The following is a 21,949-nucleotide window of genomic DNA, read 5'->3' on the forward strand; positions in this document are numbered from 1 at the left end:
ACAACAAGGTTATTGAAATGTTGTTTTAATGCTGTCTTTCAAAACCCTTGGCCTTATTTTCACGATCAATCCATCACCAAAATGTAACTTGGGTCGTCATCCGTATAATTGACGTTGATGATTTTATCCGCTTTTTCCAGCAATACCCTAGAGCTGGAGCTTAAATGTTTGATATAAACTGTTTTTCCAAGCTTGTGGTATCTTTCTGTCACCTTATGGATGGCTTCTATTCCAGAATGATCCACAATCCTGCTTTCTTTGAAATCAATGATGATTTCAGAGGGATCATTTATTGGGTCAAATTTCTCTGAAAACGTGGTGGCGGAGGCAAAGAATAAAGGGCCGTACATCTCGTAATGCTTAATGCCATTTTCGTCAACCCTTTTTCGGGCACGGATCCTTTTTGAATTTTCCCAGGAATACACCAAAGAGGAAACGATCACACCGATCAAAACCGCGAGGGCTAAATTGTGAAGCACTACCGTGATCCCGGTGACCAATACCATGACGATCAAATCAGGAACAGGAACCTTTCCAAACACCTTCAGGGATGCCCATTCGAAAGTACCAATGGCAACCATAAACATCAGTCCTACCAATGCTGCCATCGGGATCATTTCTATATATTCCGAGAAAAATAAAATAAACAGCAGCAGTACAATTGCCGCTACTGAACTCGAAATCCTGGTTCTACCACCTGCATTGACATTGATCAAACTCTGTCCCAGCATGGCACAACCGCCCATTCCTCCAAAAAAACCAGTCGCAATATTTCCCACGCCCTGCGCGATGCATTCCTTGTTTCCATGACCACGAGTCTCGGTAATCTCATCGATCAAAGTCAAAGAAAGCAGGGATTCAATCAATCCAACACCGGCCATGATAGCCGAATAAGGCAAAATGATCATTAAAGTCTCCAAATTAAAAGGGACCAATGGGAGGTGAAATTGAGGCAAACCACCTTTGATCGAGGCAATGTCTCCAACGGTTTTGGTGTTGAGACCTCCAAAAATAACAATGGATGAAATGACCAAAATTGCGACCAAAGAAGAGGGTACCGCTTTGGTTAATTTTGGTAAAAACTTAATAATTACCATCGTCAAAACCACCAAGCCCAACATGATATAAAGGTTGTTGCCACTGATCCACTCCTCTATTCTAGAGGTGTTGATGAATTTGAACTGGCTGAATTGGGACATGAATATGATAATGGCCAGACCATTCACAAAGCCAAAAATAACGGGATGGGGGACCAAACGGATCAATTTCCCCAGTTTTAGAACACCTACCAGGATTTGGATAAGCCCCATCAGGATAGCGGCGGCAAAAAGATATTCTATCCCGTGATTAATCACCAATGCCACGATGATAACCGCAATCGCACCTGTAGCTCCGGAAATCATTCCCGGTCGACCACCCATGATTGAGGTGACCAGTCCAATGATAAATGCAGTATAGAGACCGACCAATGGACTGACTCCGGCAATAATGGAAAATGCTACAGCTTCTGGTACCAAAGCCAAAGCAACGGTGAGTCCGGACAATACTTCGTCTTTTAAATTTGTCTCTTTGGGGACAAATAATCTGTAAAAAGGTTGAATCATAGGGATGATTTTTAATGGGATTGAGAAATTTTGTGCTTTAGAATCAATAGCAAAAAAATAAAGTCGGAATAATTCCGTGCTGTTGAATGGGGGACTAAATTTGGGGGTATTTTTTACATTAGGATGCAAAAGTAAGTAGAATAATTTTTTATAGGAAATATTATTCTGAATTTTCATATTACCTAGGATCATCTAATCCATTGGAATTGGGCTGGTATATTTGATTTTTATACGTAAAGTCACATTTATTTTGGTTTATTTTTACTTTGGGTTCATTATTTTACATTTGTGGTAATATAATCCAAAATACAATAATTCTTAAAATCGCCTCTTTTGAGTCAAAAACAAAATTATCTATCAAGATGCGCAAAAACCGAAATCCCATCTATTCAGCCCGATATTGAATTATTTCCAGTTTATCCGAAAAAACAAGGTAATGTCCATTTTTGGGGCCATGATGACGACGCTCTCCAGTTTTGGGCAAACTTTTCTTTTGGCATTGTATGTCCCTTTTTTGATTGAGGAATTCAAGATCACAAATAGCCTGATTAGTTCTTTCTATGGCATAGCCACCATCGCCAGTGCCTTGATGCTGCCAAAACTCGGGAAGTTTATCGATACCGTTCCGCTCAAAAAATTTACCTTGATGACCACTGCCGTTTTTTTGGTGTCCCTGGTGTTTTTTAGTTTTTCATGGAAATGGTGGCATATCCCCTTGGCATTTTTTGGTTTGAGATTGGCCGGGCAGGGCTTATTCTCCCATATTGCCATTACTTCCATGTCCCGGTATTTTATGGAAAATAGGGGAAAGGCGATCAGCGTGGCTTCACTTGGGCACCCTCTAGGCCAGGCTGTACTGCCAGCCATTACGCTTTTGGTTATTGCCCAAATCGGCTGGAGGGAATCTCTCTGGGTCAATGCCGCTTTGGTCGGCATCATCGTCACGTTTTTTGTAATATTTGCCATTAAACCCGCCCATCTTCAACCCGAATCCATTCTGGAAAACCAAGAGGAGGTTAAAAAAACTTCTCAAAAGATAGATAAGGTCCGTCAAAGGGATATCCTGAAGTCTAGGCCATTTTGGTTGTTGGCACCCAATGTGTTTTTTATCCCATTTGCGATCACAGGATTGTTTTTCTACCAATTTGGAATCGTGGAGTTCAAAGAATGGGGAGTGGAATTGGTCGCGTTTGGGCTCACAGCTTTTGCCATTGCCAGTGCATTCAGTATTTTGACTGCCGGCCCATTGATTGATAAGTATTCTGCCAAAACCTTTTTTCCGTTTTATTTGATCCCCTTTTTGGTTGCTTTGCTGATTATTTGGCTCGTGAAGGGGCCAATGGGAATGTTCGGGTATATGATTTTTATGGGGCTTTCCGTTGGATTTGGCAATGCCACCATCGCGGCACTTCAGGTGGAGTTTTTTGGGCAAAAGTACATAGGGACTGTCAGAAGCTTGTTTACCTCCATGATGGTATTGAGTTCGGCAGTTGGTCCGGCACTGTTTGGGGTGATCTTGGATGCAGGCTTGGGATTCAATGTGGTGTTTATGATCAGCATTGGCCTTTTGGTGCTGATCATACTCCTTTCCCTTAGGGCAATTCCAACCTATTCCCGTGCCAAATGGAAGTACAAATACAGGAAGAAGTTTAAGAAAAGGTAAAGCGATCTGAATATGACCCTTTTGATCAGCCAATTGGGCTTGAAAAAACTTCCTTGGGTGGTCCATCTTTCTGGATCATTCCTCCTTCTAGCAACAATACCCTTTTGGAAAGCTTTACGATTTCATTATAATCATGACTGACCAAGATCGTGGTCAAGTTGAATTTCTGGTGATACTCCAAAATATAATCCTGAAGTTTTGCCCGCATCCCAGAATCCAAAGCGGAAAGGGGTTCATCCAACAATAAGATCTTGGGTTTACGGATCAGTGCCCTGGCAAGGGCAACCCTTTGCTTTTGGCCTCCCGAGAGTAAGGCTGGTTTTTTGTCCTGAAGATTTTCCAGTTGGGTCAACGCCAATATTTCGGCAACCACATTTTTAGGTTGACCTTTTTGCAGGGCAAATTCCAAGTTGCCTCTCACGGTCATGTTGGGAAAAAGGGAATACTCTTGAAACACCATCCCAATATCCCTTGAAGCAGTTTTAAGGTCTATTTTTTCATTCTTATCAACCCAAACCTGGCCATCCACGATGATTTTTCCAGAGGTTGGTTTCAGCAGCCCAGCAATCATCCGGAGCACACTTGACTTTCCAGCGCCGGATGGACCATAGATGGTCACCAGTTCCCCAGGTTTTATCCGGGTTTCAAATTGGAGGTTCAATTCCCCATCTGCGCCATGGAGTTTTCGTGTAATTTGTATCTCGATCATCGGAAAATGGAGGAGTCTGCCCTTTTGTATTGAAAAACATAAACGGTAATGAGTACCAAGAAAGAGAAAATCAAGAGGATAAGTGAATAGAAATTGGCCATTTCATAATTCATCGCTTCTACTTCATTGTAGATCAATACCGAAACCACCCTGGTTTCATTCGGTATATTCCCCCCGATCATGAGCACCACACCAAATTCCCCGATCGTATGCGCAAAAGTCAAGATGCATCCAGAAAGGATGGCCCCCTTGATATTGGGGAGCAACACATGCACCAAAGTAATAAACCTACTTTTGCCCAAGGTATATGAAGCCTCTGTCAGGACGTGCGGGAGCATTCGAAAACCTGATTGTAGGGGTTGAATCATAAAGGGAAGGCTATAAATCACAGAAGCCACGACCAAGCCTGGAAAAGTAAAGACGAGCCTGATATCCAGATAATTATCCAGGAATCTGCCGAAAGCATTTTCGGGGCTAAAGGCCAGCAGCAAATAAAACCCCATTACCGTAGGGGGCAATACCAAAGGAAGACCGACGATGGCTTCTACGATGATCTTCGGTCGCCATCTGCTAAAAGCAAGCCAATAGGCCAAGGGAATACCCAAAACAAAAAGGACAATGGTGGTGAAAAAAGCGAGTTTTAAAGTCAGATAAAAAGGGGCCAAATCCATCATTGTCCCAAAGGTTGCATAAAACCGAAATGTTTCAAAATGGCGATGGCCTGATCCGACTTGACAAAACCCAAAAATTGTGAAGCAATTTTGTTGTCCTGACCAAACTTGGTGAGGATAGCTCCCTGTAACAATTGTTGGTGGCTTTCTTCAGGAATAAGGTAATATTTCCCCTTTTGCTTGATCATGTTTGGGGATAGGGCAAGGGACAAAGCCACCAATCCAATATCGGCCGCGCCGCTGGTGATAAATTGGGCCGCTTGTGAAATGTTTTCACCATAAACCAGTTTCTTTTCGAGCCTATCATAAAGCCCATAATGGGTCAAAGACTCCACTGACTTTTCCCCGTAGGGAGCATGGGAAGGATTTGCGATGGCTACTTTGCGAATGGCGGGATCATGTAGGGTCTTCATCTGTTTTTGGTTGGGATCCATTTTTTTGCTCCAAAGAACCAGCCTGCCAATGCCATAAGGATGGATTTCCGAGGAAGCCATCCCAAGTTCCCGAAGGCGAACAGGATAGGCAATGTCGGCAGAAAAAAACAGGTCAAAAGGTGCCCCGTTGGATATCTGCTCAAACAATTTTCCAGAGGACCCATAGATCGCATCGATCTTTCCCGGATTTTTTTCCTTGAAAACCAAAATGAGGGAGTCCAGTGCAAACCTTAGATCTGCGGCCGCAGCTATGCGCGTTCTGGTGTTTTGCTGGGCTTGAACAGGTGCAGAAAAACAAAATAACAATAGAATCAATGTGCAGAAATGCTTTGTTTTCATGAAACCAGAATATAATTTTTCATTCCTTTTAAAACAGAAATTTATGTTTGTGATTTCTTGCTCCGACCACAGCGATCTATATGTGCGTATATATCGAAAGATAAAAAGAAACTGTTAATCTAAAAACGAGGTGCCCATATAATTAAATAAGTTGAAGGATTTCAGCTTCTTCCTCCAGGATGGACTGTAGTTTTTTGACAAGCCTGCGGTAGTCAGAAATGATCTTTTTTCCCGATTCGGTGATTTCTGCTCCACCACCTTTTTCGCCCCCTTTTCTGAGGATGACGAAAGGTTGCTGCCCCCTTTTGTTGAGATCATCCACCATGTCCCATGCTTTTTTGTAAGACATGCCCATTCTTTTTGCAGCTTTGGAGATCGATCCTTCGATTTCGATCAGCTCCAGAATTTCCAATCTTCCCGGGCCAAAAAATTTGACCCCACCTTTTTCAATCCAACAGCGCAAACGTATCTCTTTTTCTTTCATGAGTGATTCGCATTCAATAGGGGAGGGTTTTTTTCATTCTCTTACGCACAAAAATAAGGCTTTGAATTCGTCAATTTTGGAAAAATGGGCTTTTATGTTCTGGGTAGGATTTGATTTTACCAGTCCAGTCATTTTCATTTTTCCGAAAATTGACTTGAAATTGATTTCCCTGAAACGTAGGAATAATCACGTCAATAATTTGAAGATTTCAAGCAAAATAAATTCAATGATTTTGATCATTTATCCTTTTGACGAAAAAGCCAATTTTTCCATTCTATGATGACTTAAGGGTAATTGAGGTAGGGGATTAGGTAATATTTCATTAAATATTCAAATTTGAGGAAGTTTCAAAACTTGCCCAATGTTCAGCTTTCTTTCTTTTTGCCATTTTGGGGAAAGGATCAAGATGTTCCGTTCCTTAAATTTTAATTTTTTCCCTTATCTTTAAAATACGGTTTTTTTAAGCACTATTGCTGGAGTTGATGATTCACTTATCCATGGATTTAGAAAAAACAAAAACTTTCCTTTTGGAAATATTGAAAATGAATGCGGAGCCCAAATCCTTGGACTGGTTAGCGCTCCAAAAAGAAAAAATAGGAGAGGATACTTCCTACATGAAATTTTATTTGGCCTTTGGCATGGCCTCAAGATATTTCAAAAAAAACCTGATGGACCTTTCGGAAACAAAAATCCAGAAAGCCAAAACCCTTGTGGAAGGATTCAGTCCGGAGTCTTGGGATCAATTGCAAACTGCCCGCAGTTATTTACTGCTTCATTTTGGAATCGCCGATGCTTCTGCTTGGGTAGATGCCATCAATAAATTGTTCGAAACGGCTGACATGCATGAGCAACAATCCCTGTATGCGGCGCTTCCACTGATGCCATTCAGGGAAGAAATGGTGGAAAGGGCTGTGGAAGGCCTTCGGACCAATATTGCATCGGTGTTTGATGCCATTGCACTTGATAATCCCTATCCAAGCCAATATATGGAAGAAAGGGCATGGAATCAAATGGTCCTCAAGGCAGTGTTTATGCAGCGTCCACTTTACCGAATCCAAGGTGCAGATAAGCGTGCCAATCCCACTTTGGCAAAGATTCTCGTGGATTTTGCACATGAAAGATGGGCGGCAGGAAGAAAAGTAATGCCGGAACTCTGGCGTTTTGTAGGGCCTTATTTGGATATACAAAACTTCGGGGACATTGAAAAAGTAATCCACTCCAGTGATCCACTTGAGAAAAATGCGGCGCTGTTGGCTTGTCACCAGAGTGGATTTGTACCAGCAAATTCCCTTCTGAAACAATTCCCAAAAGTCCAAAGAGAAATACAGCAGGGAGAACTTACCTGGGAAAAGATCGGGAGGGAATTCGAAAACCTCAGTCGGCCTCAGTAAAAAGCGGAAAGAAAACCCTTGAATCCATCGTGCAGGATTCAGGTCATCCCCAAAATAGCTTCTCATGTAAAAATCACGCTACCGTTGGTCAATAAGCGCTATGAAGAGCGATCCCAAACAATTATTTTAGTCAAAAAAAGCAATATAAAATGGAAATGTATATCGATCCCCACATTCATGTGACGTCTCGAACCACCGATGATTATGAAGCCATGCGAAAAGCGGGTATCGTTGCCATCATCGAACCTGCGTTTTGGTTGGGACAACCCAGGACCGAAGTGGGTAGTTTCAAGGATTATTTCAGCAGTCTCGTGGGCTGGGAGCGGTTTAGGGCCAAGCAATTTGGGATTGTCCATTACTGTACCATGGGCTTGAATTCCAAGGAAGCCAACAATGTGCCTTTGGCAGAAGAGGTGATGGAATTGCTCCCCCTGTTTGTGGGGAAGGAAGGAGTAGTAGCCATTGGGGAAATCGGATATGACGACCAAACTCCTGCTGAAGATAGGTTTTACCGCCTACAGTTGGAATTGGCCAAAGAGGTCAACCTCCCGGTTTTGATCCATACGCCTCACCGTGACAAGCGGAAAGGGACGACCAAAAGCATGGATGTCAGCGAAGAACATGGGCTGGATCCGAGAATGGTCATCGTAGACCATAACAATGAAGAAACCGCCAAAGAAGTTTTGGACCGGGGCTATTGGGCTGGATTCACCATTTATCCCCATACCAAAATGGGTAGTGAAAGAATGGTAGAAATCGTCCGACAATATGGGCCGGAAAGAATCATCGTGGACAGTGCCGCAGATTGGGGCGTAAGTGATCCACTCGCCGTGCCAAAAACAGCTGCCTTGATGCGCAAGATGGGGATTCCCGAAGAACATATCCGATTGGTTTGCTACCAAAATGCCTTGACAGCTTATGCCCAAAGTGGACAGATGGAAGAAATGGATTGGTTGAAGCCAGACCCTATCGACCAAAGACAGCGTCAATTCGGCAATTCCGTTTTGAGAGGTGGCCAAAGCCCCAAGGTGGAAGGCGAGGCTTCTGATATCGTGGAGAATTAGTCCAAGAAAATGTCAAATATCAAAGCCTATTTACAACTTACCCGCCCTGCAAATATCATTACTGCCATTGCGGATATCTGGGCGGGCTTTGCCATCGCCGGAGGATCACTATTGGTGTTTTCCAAACTGACATCGGTGGTTTCCCCGCCAATGTTCCAGGATTTATTGTGGTTGACATTGGCTACCATAGGGCTTTATGGCGGCGGAGTGGCATTCAATGATGTGTTTGATGCCAAACTGGATGCGAGGGAAAGGCCCGAAAGACCCATCCCCAGTGGCCGCGTCAGTAAAAACAATGCAGCTTGGATGGCTTTTATGCTTCTTTTGATGGGAGTGATCGCAGCTTGGCAGGTTGGGTATTTAAGTGCCTTGATCGCGCTTACCGTGGCACTTTTAGCAGTCATTTATGATTATTGGGGCAAGCATCAGTTTATCCTTGGCCCCATCAATATGGGGCTTTGCAGGGCAGGGAATCTCCTTTTGGGAATAAGTGTTGTCCCGTTAATGGTAAGCAAATATGCCTTGATAGGACTCATTCCACTTGTCTTTGTAGCAGCCATCACCATGATCAGCCGGGGAGAAGTGCATGGAAAAAACAAAAAAGCATTGATCGGAGGATTTGGACTTTATGTCTTGATCCTAACAGTGGTGCTGATACTGGCCTTTACGGTCGGCAATAAGGGTTGGCAAGTGTTGCCTTTCCTTATCCTGATGTCTTCTATGATTTTCCCTCCTTTGGTCAAAGCGATTCGCCTTCAGAAACCCCAGTTGATCGGGAAAGCGGTAAAAGCCGGTGTCATATCGCTCATTATTTTGAATGCCTCCCTATCGGCAGTTTTTGCAGGTTGGAAATTTGGGCTTGTCGTAATGCTTTTGTTGCCGATATCCCTTTGGTTGGCAAAGAAATTTGCCGTGACCTAACATAGATTTGATTAAATAAATTGCAATGAAGTTGGGGATTTCATTGGATCTGAATTGACCCAAAAAAATAAGTTAAAAGCCTCTTAAGCCTAAAATAAATGAACAAGATCATTGAACAAACCTTTTCTGTACCCTTTAGGTATCAGGTTTGTTTTACCGAGTCGGTTTTTGGTGAAGGAAATCCTTTCCTTGCCCAATTGCTGAAAGCCGAAAAAAAACCAAAAGCATTTTTTGTCATCGACAGTGGAGTTGCAGATGCACATCCAGCACTGGTAAATGCCATTAAAGCGTATGCCAAGACCTATGAAGACAGCTTCATTTTGTGTGCCGAGCCGCTGATCCTGCCTGGTGGCGAAATTTCCAAAAATGACGAGACTTCCTTCAAGAAAGTAGTCGATGCGACCCACATTCACGGGATTGACAGGCATTCTTACATCATCGCCATCGGCGGCGGTGCGGTATTGGATATGGTCGGTTTTGCTGCCGCCATCTCGCACAGAGGTGTCCGACACATCAGGATTCCGACCACCGTGCTTTCCCAAAACGATTCTGGAATGGGTGTTAAAAATGGCATCAATGCCTACGGAAAGAAAAATTATCTGGGAACATTTGCGCCTCCATTCGCCGTCATCAATGATTCGGAGTTCTTGAAAACCTTGGAGGACAGGGATTGGCGATCCGGGATGTCCGAAGCGATCAAAGTGGCTTTGATTAAAGATGAGGATTTTTTCTGCTGGATGGAAAAGCATGTTGAGCAATTGTCGGCACGGGAAATGGAGCCTATGAAAACATTGATCATCAGATGTGCCCAAATGCATTTGGACCATATTGCCGGCAAGGATCCTTTTGAATCCGGTTCCTCCAGGCCTTTGGACTTCGGGCATTGGGCAGCGCATAAAATGGAACATTTGAGCGGTTACCGCATCCGTCATGGAGAAGCCGTCGCCATTGGCATCGGTTTGGACACCACATATTCCTATTTGAAAGGGATGATCACACACAAAGAGTTGATCAGGGTGGTTACACTCATCAAATCCCTTGGCTTTGCACTGTATGTGCCGGAACTGAACGGCGAAGCCCTCTTGAAAGGTTTGGGAGAATTTAGGGAACATTTGGGAGGTGAACTGACGATCACCTTGCTAGAGAAAATAGGGAGAGGAGTGGAAGTCCATGAAATGGACAATAACCTGATCCTAAAAGCCATCGATCAATTGAAGGCCTTCCATCAGGAAACCCTGGTAGAAAATTAAAATTCAAGGACTTTCTTCACGCAAAGGAATTCCCATAAATCCATCACCAATGTTAAAAAACGGTTTTCATCTGACCTATTGCACCAATATTCACCCCGGTGAAAGTTGGTCAGAAACCTTTGAGAATATAAAGGAATACATTCCCGGGATCAAGCGGGAAGTCTCCGCCGAAAAACCTTTCGGGATAGGACTGCGCCTCTCAAACGAAGCCAGTCTGGAATTGATCGATCCTGAAAAATTGAAGGTCTTCAAGGACTGGCTGTCAGCAAACAATTGCTATGTGTTTACTTTCAATGGTTTTCCTTATGGTGGATTTCACCGTCAGGTAGTCAAAGACGAAGTGCATCAGCCAGACTGGACCACGCGAGAAAGAGTCGCGTATACCAAAAGGCTTTTAGACATTCTATCCGCTCTTTTGCCTGAGGGAATGGACGGTGGGATTTCTACTTCACCGCTTTCCTATCGCTTTTGGCACAAGGACAGGGATGAACTTGAGGATGCTTTTAGGAAATCTACTTTGCACTTGGCCGCAGTTGCTGAAAAGCTATACAAAATCCAACAATCCAAAGGGCAGTTTTTGCACCTCGACATAGAACCTGAACCGGATGGGATGCTTCAAAATACAGCCGAAGTAATCTCTTATTATAAAGATTGGTTGGTTCCCATCGGAAGCATCTACCTGATGAACCACTTAGGCTTGAGTGCCGAGGAAGCCGAAAATTGCCTTAAGGAGCATATCCGGATTTGTTACGATGTCTGCCATTTTGCGGTGGTCTATGAAAAGCCGGAGGAAATCTTCAAGGCCTTCAAAGCGGAAGGAATCAAAATCGGAAAAATTCAGATCAGTGCAGCCTTGAAGGTCAATTTGCCCACTGATTTGGAAGGGAGAAAAGAGGTGGAAAGAATACTACTTCCCTTCGTAGAATCCACCTACCTGCATCAGGTGGTGGCAAAAAACAACACCAATGGAAAGCTCATCTCCTTCAAAGACCTTCCCCAAGCATTGGAAACATTGATGGAAACCGAAATGGAGGAATGGAGAATACATTTTCATGTCCCGGTTTTTTTATCGGATTATGGAAAAATCTCTTCCACGCAAAGTGATATCCAGGATGTATTGCAGTACATCCAAACAGATCAGGTCTGCAATCACCTTGAGGTAGAGACCTACACTTGGGAGGTTCTGCCCGAAAGTGTCAACCTGGATTTGGGGAATTCCATCGTTCGGGAATTGAAATGGGTGGGAGAAAATTTTAAAGCTTCATGAAAAAAACAGTAGTCATTGATGTCGTAGCCCTTTCGGGTAGAGTAATAGGGGAACATACGCCCTTCTTGCGGGATTGGATAGCAAAAGGGAAAAAAGCAGTGATCAATCCCGTATTGCCCGCAGTTACCTGTTCATCCCAAACTGCCTTTTTAACCGGGAAATGGCCAAAAGAAAACGGAATTGTCGGGAACGGCTGGTATTTTAAGGATGAATGCGAAATAAAATTCTGGAGACAATCCAACCATTTGGTCCAATCGGAAAGTGTCTGGGATGCAGCCAAGAAAATAGATCCAAGTTTCACCTGTGCGAATATGTTTTGGTGGTACAATATGTATTCCACCGCGGATTACCAGGTTACGCCAAGGCCCTTGTATTTGGCAGATGGCAGGAAATTGCCCGATTGCCACAGTCAGCCGATGGAATTGAGGGAAGGGCTCCAAAAAGAATTGGGACAGTTTCCCCTGTTCTCCTTTTGGGGCCCAAACGCCAACATTTCTTCCACAAAATGGATCGCCGAAGCCTCCAAAAAAGTGGATGAATGGCACAATCCAACCCTAACGCTGATTTATTTGCCACACCTGGATTACAACCTGCAGCGTTGCGGGATTGATTTTTCTAAAATAGGGAAAGACCTTGAGGAAGTCGATGAAGTGTGCAAGGATCTCATCACGTATTATGAGAAACAAGGCGCAAATGTGATTCTCCTTTCGGAATATGCCATTACTTCGGTCAACCATCCCATCCATATCAACCGGATTTTGAGAAAGGAAGGATATATTGTAGTGAAAGATGAACAGGGTTTGGAGACATTGGACGCCGGGACCAGCAAGGTTTTTGCTGTTGCTGACCATCAACTGGCACATATCCACGTCAGGGATAAAAATGATATTCCGAAGGTGAAATTATTGTTGGAAAATACGCCGGGAATAGAATTGGTTTTGGATGAAGAAGGTAAAAAGGCTTTCCATATTGACCATGAAAGAGCCGGGGATCTGGTAGTTGTCGCAGATAAGGATTCTTGGTTTACCTATTATTTCTGGCTGGACGATGCCAAAGCTCCTGATTATGCCAGGTGCGTGGATATCCACAAAAAACCAGGTTATGATCCGGTCGAGATGCTTGCAGATCCAAAAATCAAGTTCTTGAAAGCGACAGTCGGAATGAAAATTTTGAAGAAAAAGCTTGGCTTCAGGTATCTAATGGACATCATTCCTTTGGATGCCAGTTTGGTAAAAGGCTCCCATGGCAGGCTAAATGAAGATTCCTTGGACAAGCCTATTTTTGTCACAAAAAATGAAAGCTTGCTGAATACGGGAGTTTTGGAAGCCACCGCAATACATGACCTGATTTTAGGACATCTGTTTAAGGAGTAAATTAAGTCCTCTCCAAGAACGGTTTGTTTTGGAGAGGTGTTTCTTACCTTTTCCCTATTAATATTTTGCCATTCAACTCGAAATCCATTCATTGAAGGGTTTTGTTCTTGTGATTTAATCTGCTTTGGTATAAATTGGAAAAACCAAAACAGGACACCCAATGAAACACCTTTTCCTTTTTTATTTTTTGATTTTACCTCTTATTTCCTCCTCCCAAACCCAACTGACCTTCGAGGAACCTGTCAAGCAGCGGGTATTTGTGCTCACCGATATCACCAACGAACCGGATGATCAGCAATCCCTCGTCCGGTTTCTGGTGTATGCCAATGAATATGATGTCGAAGGAATTGTGGCCACAACATCCACCCACTTGAGAAGTAGTACCAGGCAGGAAAAAATCGAAGAATTGGTCAGAAATTATGGGAAGGTAAAGTCCAATTTGGACAAGCATGCGGCGGGATTCCCAAGTATGGAGGATCTTTTGGCAGTGACAGCGAGCCATTTGCCTTTGTACAGCATGGACGGTGTCGGGGATGGGAAAGATTCTAAAGGATCTGAGCTGCTCATCAAGGCGGTTGACAAAACGGATGATAGACCACTTTGGGTTTCTGTTTGGGGTGGAGCCAATTGTCTTGCCCAGGCGCTATGGAAGGTGGGAAATACAAGATCATCGGAAGAGGTAAAGCACTTTGTTTCCAAACTCAGGATATACGCCATCTCCGATCAAGACTTTGCGGGTACTTGGGTAAGGAATAATTTTCCCGGAATTTTTTATATCGTGGACCCAAGTGCAGGAGATTCTTATATAGAATACTACAAGGCCACTTGGACAGGTATTTCCGGCGATAAATTCTACAAACATGAACTTGGAGACCACTTTGAATTGGTTGATAATCCATGGCTCAAGGAAAATATCATGGAGAATCACGGGCCTTTGGGAGCCAATTATCCTGAACTGGATTACATCATGGAAGGGGATACACCAGCGTTTTTGGGTTTGATCCAAAACGGACTGGCTTGGTATAAAAGCCCTTCCTATGGAGGTTGGGCTGGAAGGTATGATTTTTTTAAAGCCTATGCCGAAGTGGATAAAATATGGACAAGTTCGATCAATTCATTTGACGCAATTGAATTGCCCAATGGTAAAATAATAGCTTCCAATCAAGCAACCATTTGGCGCTGGAGAAAATCTTTTCAACATGATTTTGCAGCAAGAATGGATTGGAATGTAGCGGACGAGTTCAATAAGGCCAACCATAATCCCATAATTGTCCTGAATGGCAACAAAGGAAAGGCATTTGCACATGGAAAAATTCAGGCGGGCGACAATGTATCGCTTTCCGCAAAAGGCACCTATGACCCTGACGGAAATGAGTTGAAATATAAATGGTGGGTATACAAGGGGGCTGGAAGATACACTGGTGATCTACTGTTGAAAAATTCCAATACGGAAATGGTGGAATTTATGATGCCACAGTTGAAATCTGGTCAAGAAATTCATCTTATCCTGGAAGTGGAGGATTCAGGAAGCCCTTCTCTTTTTTCCTACAGAAGAATCATCCTTAGCCACCCAGATTGAGTTCAAGAAGTCCTTTCAGCCATTCTCAAACCTTTCCATTACCAAGCCAAAAAACCACCACATGAATCAACCGCAACTTACGTCCCCGCATCGGCTGGTTTCCCTCGATGCGTACAGGGGAATTACCATGTTTTTATTGATTGCAGAAGCGGCATTGGTCTATAGTGCGCTACAGGACGTTTTTCCGGAAGGCAGTTTTGGCTCGGGTTTGGTCGAGCAATTCACGCATCATCCGTGGCATGGGCTGCGGTTCTGGGATTTGATACAGCCGTTCTTCATGTTTATCGTGGGTGTGGCAATGCCGTTTTCCCTAAACAGGCGCTTAGCAGAAGTGGGTGGTGAGGGGAAAGTGACGCGCCATATTTTGAAAAGGTGTTTTCTCCTTTTTCTCTTTGGGATGGGGCTTCATTGCGTGTACAGTCAAACATTGGTTTTTGAACTTTGGAATGTATTGACCCAACTTTCAGCTACCATCCTGATCACTTATTTTTTGATTAAGCTGCCCGCAAGGATTCAATTGACAGTTTCCATCGGCTTGTTGGTTTTGACAGAAATTCTTTACCGGTTGTATCATCCGGCAAGTCCATTTGTCATGGGAGAAAATTTCGGGTCTTATACAGACATGATTTTGATGGGGAAAATCAACGGAGGAGGATGGGTCGCTGTCAATTTTATCCCAACTGCTGCGCATACAATTTGGGGAGCGATGTGCGGAAATTTATTGCTTTCAGATAAAAGCATCCAGACAAAGATTAAAACCATGGTTCTTGCCGGGACAATCGGATTGATTTTGGGATACGGACTGGATCTCAGCGGGATCACTCCCATTATCAAAAGGATCAGCACAAGTTCCTTTGCCTTTGCCTCCGGAGGATGGGCGATATTGACATTGGCTTTCTTTTACTGGATGGTGGATGTAAAAAAGGTCCAATCCTGGACTTTTGCTTTTTTGGTCGTCGGCATGAATTCAATTTTCATTTATCTATTTGCTGAAATATTGGGCCATGCTTGGCTGTTTGGGTTTCTCAAAATATTCAGTTTTGGGTTTTTGGAACCGCTTGGAATACCTGAACCCCTTCTTTTGCTTTTGACGGCATTGCTTACTCTTGGCGGGATGTGGTACCTGTGTTATTTCCTGTACAAGAAGAAAATCTTCTTTAAAATATAGGGTGAATCGTGTAGTGTTCTTTTGCGAAGTCCATGAAAATGAGGGTTGGCCACCCACTTATTCTGCAAGGAATAAGGGATGGAAACCATCAAAAACCTCCAAGATTCAAAACCTCTATATATCAGATCCTCACAATAAATGAATTTGAAATGGTTTAACCCGTTTTATGTCGGGGTTTTAACCCAGACACTGGAAGAAAATGTATTGCCGTAGCCTGTTTCAATCCGTGTTATGCATCGCCAATTTCGTTGTAGCAAACCCAACTTAATTAAGTTAACTGCTTTACCTTACTCTTTTGGAGTCTTAGAATTCGAGGGTAATCTTTAAATAAATTTGGTTATTGATAAAAAAAACGAATAATATTTTGTTTTTTAATTTTAAAATAGAATCATCTTGTATTTTATACAAATAGATACTTATTTTTAGAAAACCTTGCATCTTAAGCCACTATGAATAATTTTCCAAATTCGCTTTTACTCCTTTTTTTGATTTTTTCATGCATTGGGTGTAAGGAACCTAATCAAACCACTGCTTCCAAGATCAAAGAGAAAGCCAGAACCATCATTACCACAGATGGAGAAGTCGACGATGTAGATTCCTTTATCCGAATGTTGCTTTATGCAAATGAATTTGAGATTGAAGGATTGGTTTACAGCAGTTCCCAATGGCATTACAAAGGGGATGGAAAAGGAACGGAATTTATGTCCGAAATGCCCTTGACAGCTTCCATTTATGGAAAAAGAACGGAATTGAGATGGCCTGGGACAAATTGGATGGAAGAATTGATCGGGAAATATGGAGAAGTCCGTGAAAACTTACTCCTGCACGCGCAGGGATTTCCTACGGCTGATCATCTACTTGGGCTGGTGAAAGTTGGCAATATTGATTTTGAAGGGGAAATGTCAAAAGATACCGAAGGTTCCGAATGGATCAAAGCCATCCTTTTGGATGATAATCCGAGTCCTGTTTTCTTGCAGGTTTGGGGTGGGACCAATACCATTGCCAGGGCATTGAAATCCATAGAAGATGAATTTAAGGAAAGTGCGGAGTGGGAGGAGATTTATCAGAAAATAACAGAAAAGGCCATCATTTACACGGTTTTGGACCAGGATGCGACCTACAAAAAATACATCGCTCCCAATTGGCCAGAGGTCAAGGTGATTTATAATTCCGATCAGTTTTGGTGTCTTGCCTACCCTTGGCCTTCAAGGGTTCCCGAGAAACTTCAGCAGTACCTGTCGGGGGATTTTTTTTCAGAGCACATTCTATTTGACAGGGGGGCTTTGATGGCAGAATATTATACTTGGGGAGATGGACGTCAGATAGAAAACGATCCTGAGCACCATCATGGTGATTTGCAATCCATGAGGGAAAACAACCGCAACCAATATGATTTCATTTCTGAGGGAGATTCTCCAGCCTATTTTTATTTGCTGGATGTCGGTTTGAGAAGTCATGAAAACCCATCATATGGTGGCTGGGGTGGCAGATTTATTCAATCTTCGGAAAATCCCAATCGCTGGGAAGATGGTGAAAATGTGTCGGATTTCAATTTCTATACCGGCAAGCAAGATGCGACATTCCCCCAAACCCGTTGGATAAAGGAATTGCAGCATGATTTTGCGGCAAGAGCGGCTTGGTGCGTGAAAGACTTTGCTAGTGCCAACCATCCCCCGCAGGTCAGTCTTAAACATGCCAATGATTTGACTGCTGGCATCGGTGACTTGGTCTCCCTTAGTGGGACAGCTACAGATCCCGATAACAATGAACTCACCTTTCTTTGGTGGCAATATTTAGAAGCCGGTGATTTTAAAGGGCTTGTTCAAATCCAAGACAAGGATGCGGCTGAAACTTCTTTCGTAATTCCCCAAGAAGCCAGAATTGGAGATACAATCCACTTGATTTTACAGGTGACGGACAATGGATTTCCGGCTTTGACGAGATATCAGCGGGTGATCGTGACGGTTTCTTAGCTGAGGTAAATGTAGCGTCAATATACAGCGAACCCGTTTTATGCAGTATCCATTCGGTTTAAGCCATGAAAACATAATAAGCAGCCGGTTTTTCTCTTTACGGCCTCGCCACATCTTAGCCACACCTAATTGTCCAAATAGCTTTATTCCCTTGCAGTATCAACCCTATTAGGAAACCTTGGGATTACCGATAGGCGAATTGGTTGTGTCCAAACTAGAAATATGTCTTATTGAAGGTTAGAAATTACGAAAACGGTAAAAATAAAGTCAAGATAAAAGTCCAAAACCAGGGCATTTTATCTTGACCAATGATCCTTCCATACTCTGAATTCCGAAGGAGTTACCCGAAATCTAGCAAAGCTACCTTCGTGGATCGCAATAAGTTCTGCTTCTACATATTCCACAAATCTGCTTCTTTCATCCACCGGGAAATCCATCGAACGGGACTTGATTTTTTGAGAGCCCTTTTTTGGGCTTAAATTATTGGAGATGATATCGGTGATCAGGTCTCTGATTTCATTTCTGTATTTTGTCCGGAACGGGTCAGGCTCTCCGACCGTCTGCCTAATGGCGGCATAGCGAACAGCTGACCTTTCATATCCCCAAATAAAGACATCCTTCAATAGGTCAACCTGATTGAGCTCATAAATACCCAAAATCCCCTTGATGTATAGATCACTTGGCATTTCTACAAATGATAAGGGGGAGAGGTTGTTTTTGACAAAGGGAATATTGGCTGCCAAGCGGGATGTTCTTTTATTCACATCATCAAAAGGCTGCAAGTAAGGGAGATGAACCAAAATAAAGAAAGCTTGCTCAAATGGGTTTTTGATCTCTCTTGTCTTTTTCAATATCAAGTCAAACTGATCGGAAATCAGCTGAGGAATAGCCAATGGCGTATATGTGGATTCATGAATTCCAACTGGGATAGACCTCAATCGGCCGATTGAGTATTGATTCTGCAAGAGATTGTCTGATAAGAGCGCATGCAAATTCAGTATCACATAACTATTGAATTCAATCTCATCTCCCAACTGAACCAAAAACTCAATGGCATCTTTATGATTAATGATCATTTGCGATTCTTCAACTGATTTCTCATCCGCAGATTCTCCAAATTCCACCAATCTTTTTGTGTCCAATAGCGAGTAGGTATTCCCCTCCAACCGACTGGAGTTCCATGAGAGGTCGATCAAAAGACGATTGAGAATTTCTTTCGCATGAGTACCAGCGGGTTGGTTCGGTGTGTTTGTCTTCCCTAGTGCTGTCAATTTGATCAGGTCATCTTTCGTCAGGAATTGGTCTTTATTTGGTCTGTAGGATTCCAAAAAATCCCTATTATATCCAACTCTTGTTCTTTCCCTAATAGGTTTTGAAACGGCATCCATGATTTTCTGACCGGCTGGCGAAATATAAATCCCCTCTTTTTTTGAGAGGATTAGCTTTTCCAACTCACTTTCGCGGACGAGGTTAGTCTCAAAGGCCAAATGGTATTTTGTCGCACGAGAGCCACCACTTGTATATATTTCACCTTCTTCTGTCAGTTTCTTAAGTCGTCGTTGTAGGGTCCGAAGCTCTATGTGGAACCCGAGGCCTTTTTTGATTTCTTCTAGTGAGGCTCCATAGGGAAGCTTCGCCAATTTTTCCTTGACGAGGTCAAACAGTTTATTTTCTGAAATTTTCACCACCTCCAAATTTATGCATTTTGCGACAGAAATATACATAAATTGTCGCTAAATCTATAATTGTTTTCAATTTTACCTACTTCACGACAATTTTATTGTCGTGAAGTAGGTAAATAGTTCAAATATTGTCGCGGAGCTATTTTTAACCTGAAATATGTATTGGGATTCCCAATGGGATTGAAACTGCAAGAAAATCAGACCATTTGGAGAATACGGCGTAGTGCCGATTTAGGGAAGTCAAACACAGGAAACACCTGACTGATTCTGATTCAAGTATAGCCAAGAATGGAATTGGTGATCCATAAAACGGGTTTAAGTTTTTATCAATTGTTTTTCCAATAATAAATGAAGCGGATAATGCACACGCTTCTTTTTAAACAATCTTTTGCCGGTTTTCGATTGGCGCAAAAGATCTTACTATTGACAGAGGTATTGTTATTGCAGTTGCCCAAAACGTGTTTCTCTTGAATTTGGTAGCTATTTTGAAAAAGGATAAGTACTTCAAATATTTGTTTTATGGAGTTAATATCCGGTTCTAGAGATTGACACCAATATGATATTATGAGCAAAAAAGATTCCCCTTTTTTGAAAATCCACTGAGCAAAACAAAATGAATATTTATTGATCCATTGGTATAATTTATTGGGGATATTTTAAAATAATAAGTTATCATTACCTATTATGAAAAGAGAATATGGAGGTGAAAGACATTTTTTCTTCTATTTTCCTTTTTTGTTTTACTTATTGACACACATGGCATCAAATCAACAACCCACTCAACCTAAACCTTGAAAAAATGAATAGTTCAGCCAGAAGATTATTTTTGAAAAAAGCACTTGCATTGTCTGCGGTTGCGGCAGTTCCTTCTATCCTTTTAAATTCGGCATCAGCACGAACCCAAGTACCAAAGTTTGGCCCAAGTGAAAGGGTAAATCTCGCCTGCTGTGGCATTGGAAATCGCGGAGCGGAAATAATTCTTTCTTTGTACAATACTGGTTTGGCCAATATTGTCGCGCTCTGCGATGTGGATATGGGAGCGCCGCACACAATAAAAATCCTCGAAAAATTCCCAGATGTTCCCAGATTCAAGGATTTTAGGGTGATGTTGGATAAAATGGGAAACCAAATCGAAGCGATAACCGTGGGTGTCCCTGACCATTCTCACTTTCCAATCACCATGTTGGCCATGAGTATGGGCAAACATGTGTATGTCGAAAAACCAATGGGCAGGACTTTCAATGAGGTGGAGCTCATGACCAAAGCTGCCAAAAAATACAAAGTGGCCAATCAGATGGGAAATCAAGGCCATTCGGAACAAAATTATTTCCAGTTTAAAGCCTATAAAGAAGCAGGCATCATCAAAGATGTCACTGCCATCACAGCCCACATGAACAGTCCCCGTCGCTGGCACGGATGGGATACCAATATCACAAAATTTCCCGCCGCCGAGCCAATTCCGGAAACGCTAGATTGGGATACCTGGCACTCTGCGACCCACCTGCACGGTTACAACAAAGACTTTATCAACGGTCAATGGCGCTGTTGGTATGATTTCGGAATGGGAGCTTTGGGCGATTGGGGAGCACATATCATCGATACCGCACATGAATTTCTGGATTTGGGATTGCCTTACGAAATCGATCCCTTGTTATTATCCGGGCATAATTCTTTTTTCTTTCCAACATCCACCACCTTGGCTTTCAAGTTTCCAAAACGGGGGGAAATGCCTCCCGTCGAGATTACCTGGTATGATGGTGTAGACAATGTTCCCGAAGTTCCGGAAGGATACGGAGAATCTGCTCTTGATCCCAACATTCCGCCAGCAAGTAACGGCAAAATACAACCCTCAAAACTCAACCCTGGCAAGATCATTTACAGCAAGGAATTGACCTTTAAAGGAGGTTCGCACGGAAGTACGCTTTCGATCATTCCTGCTGACAAAGCCCTGGACATGAAGTCACAGTTGCCTGAAGTACCTGAAAGTCCCTCCAATCATTTTGCTAACTTCCTTTTGGCCTGCAAAGGTCAGGAGAAATGCCGTTCCTCTTTTGATATCGCGGGTCCTTTGAGTCAGGTTTTTAACCTTGGAGTTCTATCCCAGCAGCTGAATGCCAAGTTGTTGTTCGATCGGGAAACAAAGCAAATCACAAATCACAAGCTCGCCAACCAGTTACTCACTGGTGCAGAACCGCGAAAAGGGTGGGAGCAATATTACAAGTTGTAAAGAAGATCAATTGAAGCCCCAATAAATAAGTCACAAAACAAAAAGACAACCCGACGCACGGAGTTGTCTTTTTTAATTTACTGATTTTGGTTTTTAATTAATGAGGAAGATTTCAAATTGTCTAAAAGTAAAAAAAAATACAACAAAATT

17 protein-coding genes are annotated in these 21,949 nt (G+C 42.8%); 11 read left to right on the forward strand and 6 right to left on the reverse strand.

The window, feature by feature from the left end; genetic code table 11:
- Positions 1-65: 65 nt before the first annotated feature.
- Positions 66-1,604, reverse strand: a complete 1,539-nt coding sequence (locus F824_RS0108595; protein ID WP_026333589.1) for a SulP family inorganic anion transporter — start codon at positions 1,602-1,604, stop codon at positions 66-68.
- Positions 1,605-2,040: 436 nt separating this feature from the next.
- Here F824_RS0108595 and F824_RS0108600 point away from each other — a divergent pair, with 436 nt between their 5' ends.
- Positions 2,041-3,267 carry an MFS transporter gene (locus tag F824_RS0108600; protein WP_019597473.1) on the forward strand — a complete coding sequence of 409 codons (1,227 nt, stop codon included), beginning with the start codon at positions 2,041-2,043 and terminating at the stop codon, positions 3,265-3,267.
- Positions 3,268-3,292: 25 nt separating this feature from the next.
- Here the strand turns inward: F824_RS0108600 and F824_RS0108605 are convergent, their stop codons facing one another.
- The 4 genes from F824_RS0108605 to F824_RS0108620 all read right to left on the reverse strand — a co-directional run bounded on the left by F824_RS0108605 (position 3,293) and on the right by F824_RS0108620 (position 5,904).
- Complete coding sequence (locus F824_RS0108605; RefSeq protein WP_019597474.1) at positions 3,293-3,976, reverse strand: ABC transporter ATP-binding protein; 684 nt, start codon at positions 3,974-3,976, stop codon at positions 3,293-3,295.
- Positions 3,973-4,650 carry a molybdate ABC transporter permease subunit gene (gene modB / locus F824_RS0108610; RefSeq protein WP_019597475.1) on the reverse strand — a complete coding sequence of 226 codons (678 nt, stop codon included), beginning with the start codon at positions 4,648-4,650 and terminating at the stop codon, positions 3,973-3,975. Before modB ends, F824_RS0108605 begins: the two co-directional genes overlap by 4 nt.
- On the reverse strand, positions 4,647-5,420 hold the full coding sequence (modA, locus tag F824_RS0108615) for a molybdate ABC transporter substrate-binding protein (RefSeq protein WP_019597476.1): 774 nt from the start codon (positions 5,418-5,420) through the stop codon (positions 4,647-4,649). Before modA ends, modB begins: the two co-directional genes overlap by 4 nt.
- Before the next feature lie 142 nt (positions 5,421-5,562).
- Positions 5,563-5,904 (reverse strand): winged helix-turn-helix domain-containing protein, encoded by a 342-nt coding sequence (locus F824_RS0108620; RefSeq protein ID WP_019597477.1) that lies wholly within the window; start codon positions 5,902-5,904, stop codon positions 5,563-5,565.
- A gap of 527 nt (positions 5,905-6,431) precedes the next feature.
- On the opposite strand from F824_RS0108620, the gene F824_RS0108630 reads away from it, so the two are divergent.
- From F824_RS0108630 to F824_RS0108680, 9 genes are all read left to right on the forward strand, one after another.
- The gene (locus F824_RS0108630; RefSeq protein WP_236613149.1) at positions 6,432-7,295 is read left to right on the forward strand and encodes an EboA domain-containing protein; all 864 of its coding nucleotides are present in this window, start codon (positions 6,432-6,434) and stop codon (positions 7,293-7,295) included.
- A gap of 149 nt (positions 7,296-7,444) precedes the next feature.
- A complete protein-coding gene (locus F824_RS0108635) occupies positions 7,445-8,359 on the forward strand; it encodes a TatD family hydrolase (RefSeq protein ID WP_019597480.1) in 915 nt (304 codons plus the stop codon).
- 9 nt (positions 8,360-8,368) lie between these two features.
- Positions 8,369-9,280, forward strand: a complete 912-nt coding sequence (gene eboC, locus F824_RS0108640; RefSeq protein WP_019597481.1) for a UbiA-like protein EboC — start codon at positions 8,369-8,371, stop codon at positions 9,278-9,280.
- 98 nt (positions 9,281-9,378) lie between these two features.
- Positions 9,379-10,530: a 3-dehydroquinate synthase gene (locus F824_RS0108645; RefSeq protein WP_019597482.1), complete on the forward strand. Its 1,152-nt coding sequence runs from the start codon at positions 9,379-9,381 to the stop codon at positions 10,528-10,530.
- 49 nt (positions 10,531-10,579) lie between these two features.
- A complete protein-coding gene (gene eboE / locus F824_RS0108650) occupies positions 10,580-11,797 on the forward strand; it encodes a metabolite traffic protein EboE (RefSeq protein WP_019597483.1) in 1,218 nt (405 codons plus the stop codon).
- On the forward strand, positions 11,794-13,170 hold the full coding sequence (locus F824_RS0108655; RefSeq protein WP_019597484.1) for an alkaline phosphatase family protein: 1,377 nt from the start codon (positions 11,794-11,796) through the stop codon (positions 13,168-13,170). The genes eboE and F824_RS0108655 overlap by 4 nt, the downstream gene beginning before the upstream one ends.
- Positions 13,171-13,330: 160 nt before the next feature.
- The gene (locus F824_RS0108660; RefSeq protein WP_019597485.1) at positions 13,331-14,749 is read left to right on the forward strand and encodes a DUF1593 domain-containing protein; all 1,419 of its coding nucleotides are present in this window, start codon (positions 13,331-13,333) and stop codon (positions 14,747-14,749) included.
- 61 nt (positions 14,750-14,810) lie between these two features.
- Positions 14,811-15,917 (forward strand): acyltransferase family protein, encoded by a 1,107-nt coding sequence (locus F824_RS0108665; protein WP_019597486.1) that lies wholly within the window; start codon positions 14,811-14,813, stop codon positions 15,915-15,917.
- Positions 15,918-16,366: 449 nt separating this feature from the next.
- Positions 16,367-17,890: a DUF1593 domain-containing protein gene (locus F824_RS0108680; protein WP_019597489.1), complete on the forward strand. Its 1,524-nt coding sequence runs from the start codon at positions 16,367-16,369 to the stop codon at positions 17,888-17,890.
- 296 nt (positions 17,891-18,186) lie between these two features.
- Here F824_RS0108680 and F824_RS0108685 read toward each other — a convergent pair whose 3' ends face one another.
- A complete protein-coding gene (locus tag F824_RS0108685; RefSeq protein ID WP_236613150.1) occupies positions 18,187-19,575 on the reverse strand; it encodes a Fic family protein in 1,389 nt (462 codons plus the stop codon).
- Between the two features lie 796 nt (positions 19,576-20,371).
- On the opposite strand from F824_RS0108685, the gene F824_RS0108690 reads away from it, so the two are divergent.
- Positions 20,372-21,799, forward strand: a complete 1,428-nt coding sequence (locus tag F824_RS0108690) for a Gfo/Idh/MocA family oxidoreductase (protein WP_019597491.1) — start codon at positions 20,372-20,374, stop codon at positions 21,797-21,799.
- The last annotated feature ends 150 nt before the right edge of the window (positions 21,800-21,949 follow it).

It is taken from the genome of Rhodonellum psychrophilum GCM71 = DSM 17998 (assembly GCF_000381545.1).
Lineage (GTDB): Bacteria > Bacteroidota > Bacteroidia > Cytophagales > Cyclobacteriaceae > Rhodonellum > Rhodonellum psychrophilum.

Coding starts and splice junctions, on each gene's coding strand:
- modA (WP_019597476.1), bottom strand. CDS start 5,420: ATGAAAACAAAGCATTTCTGCACATTGATTCTATTGTTATTTTGTTTT.
- F824_RS0108665 (WP_019597486.1), top strand. CDS start 14,811: ATGAATCAACCGCAACTTACGTCCCCGCATCGGCTGGTTTCCCTCGAT.
- F824_RS0108690 (WP_019597491.1), top strand. CDS start 20,372: ATGAATAGTTCAGCCAGAAGATTATTTTTGAAAAAAGCACTTGCATTG.
- F824_RS0108595 (WP_026333589.1), bottom strand. CDS start 1,604: ATGATTCAACCTTTTTACAGATTATTTGTCCCCAAAGAGACAAATTTA.
- F824_RS0108605 (WP_019597474.1), bottom strand. CDS start 3,976: ATGATCGAGATACAAATTACACGAAAACTCCATGGCGCAGATGGGGAA.
- F824_RS0108680 (WP_019597489.1), top strand. CDS start 16,367: ATGAATAATTTTCCAAATTCGCTTTTACTCCTTTTTTTGATTTTTTCA.
- modB (WP_019597475.1), bottom strand. CDS start 4,650: ATGATGGATTTGGCCCCTTTTTATCTGACTTTAAAACTCGCTTTTTTC.
- F824_RS0108655 (WP_019597484.1), top strand. CDS start 11,794: ATGAAAAAAACAGTAGTCATTGATGTCGTAGCCCTTTCGGGTAGAGTA.
- F824_RS0108635 (WP_019597480.1), top strand. CDS start 7,445: ATGGAAATGTATATCGATCCCCACATTCATGTGACGTCTCGAACCACC.
- eboE (WP_019597483.1), top strand. CDS start 10,580: ATGTTAAAAAACGGTTTTCATCTGACCTATTGCACCAATATTCACCCC.
- F824_RS0108600 (WP_019597473.1), top strand. CDS start 2,041: ATGTCCATTTTTGGGGCCATGATGACGACGCTCTCCAGTTTTGGGCAA.
- F824_RS0108620 (WP_019597477.1), bottom strand. CDS start 5,904: ATGAAAGAAAAAGAGATACGTTTGCGCTGTTGGATTGAAAAAGGTGGG.
- F824_RS0108660 (WP_019597485.1), top strand. CDS start 13,331: ATGAAACACCTTTTCCTTTTTTATTTTTTGATTTTACCTCTTATTTCC.
- eboC (WP_019597481.1), top strand. CDS start 8,369: ATGTCAAATATCAAAGCCTATTTACAACTTACCCGCCCTGCAAATATC.
- F824_RS0108645 (WP_019597482.1), top strand. CDS start 9,379: ATGAACAAGATCATTGAACAAACCTTTTCTGTACCCTTTAGGTATCAG.